The 3,472-nt window shown below is 71.8% G+C and carries 6 protein-coding genes, 1 tRNA gene and 1 pseudogene; 5 read left to right on the forward strand and 3 right to left on the reverse strand.

Annotated elements, in window-relative coordinates:
• Both fmt and def read right to left on the reverse strand, forming a co-directional pair.
• Window positions 1–803, reverse strand: an 803-nt coding sequence (gene fmt, locus HMPREF0731_RS00745) for a methionyl-tRNA formyltransferase (protein WP_007002057.1), incomplete at its 3' end; no start/stop codon positions are given.
• Window positions 800–1,333, reverse strand: coding sequence for a peptide deformylase (gene def / locus HMPREF0731_RS00750; protein WP_007002058.1), 534 nt, complete (start codon window positions 1,331–1,333; stop codon window positions 800–802). The genes def and fmt, both read right to left, overlap by 4 nt.
• Window positions 1,334–1,520: 187 nt before the next feature.
• Here def and HMPREF0731_RS00755 point away from each other — a divergent pair, with 187 nt between their 5' ends.
• From HMPREF0731_RS00755 to HMPREF0731_RS00765, 3 genes are all read left to right on the forward strand, one after another.
• Window positions 1,521–1,994, forward strand: a complete 474-nt coding sequence (locus HMPREF0731_RS00755) for an Hsp20 family protein (protein ID WP_007002059.1) — start codon at window positions 1,521–1,523, stop codon at window positions 1,992–1,994.
• Between the two features lie 179 nt (window positions 1,995–2,173).
• Complete coding sequence (locus HMPREF0731_RS00760; RefSeq protein ID WP_007002060.1) at window positions 2,174–2,416, forward strand: hypothetical protein; 243 nt, start codon at window positions 2,174–2,176, stop codon at window positions 2,414–2,416.
• 119 nt (window positions 2,417–2,535) lie between these two features.
• Window positions 2,536–2,610 (forward strand) — tRNA-Thr (locus HMPREF0731_RS00765).
• Here the strand turns inward: HMPREF0731_RS00765 and HMPREF0731_RS26305 are convergent.
• Complete coding sequence (locus tag HMPREF0731_RS26305) at window positions 2,589–2,717, reverse strand: hypothetical protein (protein ID WP_281015336.1); 129 nt, start codon at window positions 2,715–2,717, stop codon at window positions 2,589–2,591. The two genes, HMPREF0731_RS00765 and HMPREF0731_RS26305, sit on opposite strands and share 22 nt — an antisense overlap.
• 58 nt (window positions 2,718–2,775) lie before the next feature.
• On the opposite strand from HMPREF0731_RS26305, the gene HMPREF0731_RS00770 reads away from it, so the two are divergent.
• Window positions 2,776–3,207 (forward strand): hypothetical protein, encoded by a 432-nt coding sequence (locus HMPREF0731_RS00770; protein WP_007002061.1) that lies wholly within the window; start codon window positions 2,776–2,778, stop codon window positions 3,205–3,207.
• Between the two features lie 10 nt (window positions 3,208–3,217).
• Window positions 3,218–3,472: pseudogene (locus HMPREF0731_RS24805) on the forward strand (MotA/TolQ/ExbB proton channel family protein); the annotation flags it as partial.

The raw sequence follows: 3,472 nt of genomic DNA on the forward strand, positions 1-3,472 counted from the left end.
ACCAGCGCCGCGTCGTCCAGCAGCGTGCCGGGCGGGGCGGCGGGGGCATCGTCCACCGGCTCGGCCGCCAGCACGCGCAGCGTCTCGCCCTGGTGTTCGAAGAAGGTGCCGGGCCAGGGGTTGAGGGCGCGCACCCGGCGGTCCAGCGCGGCGGCGTCCTGCGTCCAGTCCAGCCTGCCATCCGCCTTGCTGAGCTTGGGGGCATAGGTGACGCCCTGCTCCGGCTGCGGCACGGCGGCGGGGTTCTCGGCCAGGGCGCGCAGGATCAGTTCGCCACCCATCGCCGCCAGCGCGTCATGGATGGCGGGCGTGCCGTCGCGCGGGCCGATGGGCAGGCGCCCGGCCAGCAGCATCGGGCCGGTGTCCAGCCCTTCCTCCATCTGCATGATGGTGATGCCGGTCTCGGCATCGCCCGCCAGGATGGCGGCCTGGATCGGCCCGGCGCCGCGCCAGCGCGGCAGCAGCGAGGCATGGATGTTCAGGCATCCCCGCCGTGGCGCGGCCAGCATGGCGGCGGGCAGGATCAGCCCGTAGGCGGCGACCACCGCCACATCGAGGTCGAGCGCCGCGAACTCCGCCTGGGCCTGCATGTCGCGCTTCAGCCGCACCGGGTTGCGCACCGGCAGGCCCAGCTCCAGCGCCGCGCGGTGGACGGGGCAGGGGGTTTCCTTCTGCCCGCGGCCGGAGGGGCGCGGCGGCTGGGTGTAGACCGCCGCGACCTCATGGCCGGCCGCGTGCAGCGCCCTGAGCGCGGGCACCGCGAAATCCGGGCTGCCCATGAAGGCGAGGCGGAGGTGGCTCATTCGCTGTCCCGCGCCTGGGCCTTGAGCTCCTTGGCCAGCTTGCGCAGCAGCATGTTGCGCTTCAGCGCCGAGAGATGGTCGACGAACAGCACGCCGTTCAGGTGGTCGATCTCGTGCTGGATGCAGGTGGCCAGCAGCCCGTCGGCCTGCATCTCGCGCTTGGCCCCCTCCAGGTCGAGCCAGCGCACCTTGATCTCGGCCGGGCGCGTCACCTCGGCATACTGGTTGGGCAGCGACAGGCAGCCCTCCTCGCGCGAGGACAGCTCGGTGCTGGCCGCCACGATCTCCGGGTTGATCATGACATAGGGCTCGGGCTTCTCGTCCGGCTGCAGGTCGACCACGACCAGGCGCAGCAGCTCGCCGATCTGCGGCGCGGCCAGGCCGATGCCGGGCGCCTTGTACATGGTGGCGAGCATGCGCGGGGCCAGGGCGCGCACCGTCTCGGTGTCGCCGGGGCCGACGGGGCGGGCCTTGGCGCGCAGCCGCGCGTCGGGCACCAGCAGGATGGGCAGCAGGGAGGTGTCGGACATGGAGCGGCTGCTCTACCGCCTGCACCGCGGCGCTTCAACCATTCTGCCGGCGGCCTGGCCCCGGGCCGTGGCACGGCCGGGGCCGGCCCCTTGCATTCAACCCGGTTGTACACAAACTGATGAGGCGCGGCGGGGTGCTTCGGGCCCCGCCCACCGCTCGCTCATCGCTGAGGAGTTCTTCGCCGTCATGTCCCGCTCATCCCTGTTCGGCTCGCCCCTGTTCCTCGGTTTCGACCATCTGGAGCAGATGCTCGACCGCGTCGCCAAGAATTCGGACGGCTACCCGCCCTACAATATCGAGCAGACCGGGGAGAACCGGCTGCGCATCACCCTGGCGGTGGCCGGCTTCAGCATGGAGGAGCTGCAACTGACGCAGGAGGACAACCAGCTGGTGGTCCGCGGCAAGCAGCGCGACGAGAGCGAGGGCCGCATCTTCCTGCACCGCGGCATCGCCGCGCGGCAGTTTCAGCGCGCCTTCGTCCTGGCCGAGGGGATCGAGGTGGAGGGGGCCTGGCTCGACAACGGCCTGCTGCACATCGACCTGAAGCGGCCGCAGCCGGCGGTGCGGGTGAAGGCGATCCAGATCGGCACCCGCAATGCCGGCCCGGCCCGGCCGCTGGTACACACCCAGCTGGGCGACGGGGAGAAGACCGGCGGGTGAGCCGCCGGGTGGGGGCAGCCCCACACGACAAGGTGCAGAACCCTTCACGCCCCTGGCGCATTGATCAGGTCAGCCCTGCCGCACCGGCGGCAGGCGACCGACGCGGGGGCGAATCGCGGTGCAGCCCGGCTGGCCGCATCACGCCGGGCCCCCACGGGACGGCAACAGGAGAGACCCTCATGAACAAGGCAGGTCCCACACGTCCCTACGCCGCCGCCGACGCGCTGCGGCAACTTGCCCCCGCCGACTGGGCGCGCTTCGGCGCCGAGCAGATCGCCTATATCCGCCCCGTGACGGTGGATGGGGTGGCGGCCGTGGCGATCCACGCGGCGGATGGCACGCAGATCGGCGCCGCGCCGGACAGCAGCCTGGCCGCCGCCGCCATCCTGCAGCACGAGATGCTGCCGGCCCTGGTACACTGACCCGGTGAGCTGACCGCTGGCGCCGCGCCCGGCGAGAATCCTGCCGGGCGCGGAACCTTCGGCGAGAGGGCAGGAAGGTGGTTGCCCTGGCGCCGCAACCCCGCTAATAGCGGCGCCGCGCCGACGTAGCTCAGCGGTAGAGCAACTGATTCGTAATCAGTAGGTCCCCGGTTCAATCCCGGGCGTCGGCACCATCTTCCAACTGGATCATGCGGGCCCCCTTGGCGACGAGGCGGGCCTTTTTGCTGCGCGCGCGCCAGGCCTCGCCCGGCTGCAGCGCTGCATTGAGAGTCATTCGCATTGCAACTGTCTCTCAATAGCGGCATAAGCCCCCGCAGATGCGAAAGGGTTCCCGCCACATGCCGCTCCGCCGGATCCTCCCCGCGCTGGCCACCCTGGCCGCGCTCAGCCTGCCCAGCCTCGCGGAGGCCCAGGCCGAGCCGAGGATCGGGCTGGAACTGAACCGCCTGGAAAGCCGCCCCGAGGGCTGCCGGGTGTGGATGCTGCTGCGCAACCCCTCGGAACAGGCGCTGGACCCGCTGCGCCTCGACCTGCTGGTCTTTGGCAAGGACGGGGTGATCGCCCGCCGCCTGGCGCTGGATGTCGGGCCGCTGCCGCAGCAGAAGACCATGGCGCGCATCTTCGACCTCGCCGGCCAGGGCTGCGATGGCATCGGCGCCCTGCTGCTGAACGATCTGCTGGCCTGCGGCGCCGGCCCCGAGGGCCGTGCCGCCTGCCTGCCGCGCCTCGCGCTCAGCTCGCGCGTCGACGGCGTTTCCTTCGAGAAGTGAGGAGGTCGCGATGAACCCGACCGACACCACCGCCCTCCCTGACATCGCCGCGGCCGCCCTGCATGGCGGGCCGGACATGTCCATGCTCGGCCTGTTCCTGCAGGCCGACTGGGTGGTGAAAGCCGTGATGATCGCGCTGGCCCTGGCCTCGGTCATCTGCTGGGCGATCATCGTCGAGAAGTCGCTGCTGCTCGGCCGGCTGCGCCGCGAGGTCGCGCAGCTGGTCGCCGCCGTGGCGCCGGCCGGCCAGTCGGGCCTGGCCGCG

Origin of the sequence: Pseudoroseomonas cervicalis ATCC 49957 (assembly GCF_000164635.1) — a bacterium.
Taxonomy (GTDB): domain Bacteria; phylum Pseudomonadota; class Alphaproteobacteria; order Acetobacterales; family Acetobacteraceae; genus Pseudoroseomonas; species Pseudoroseomonas cervicalis.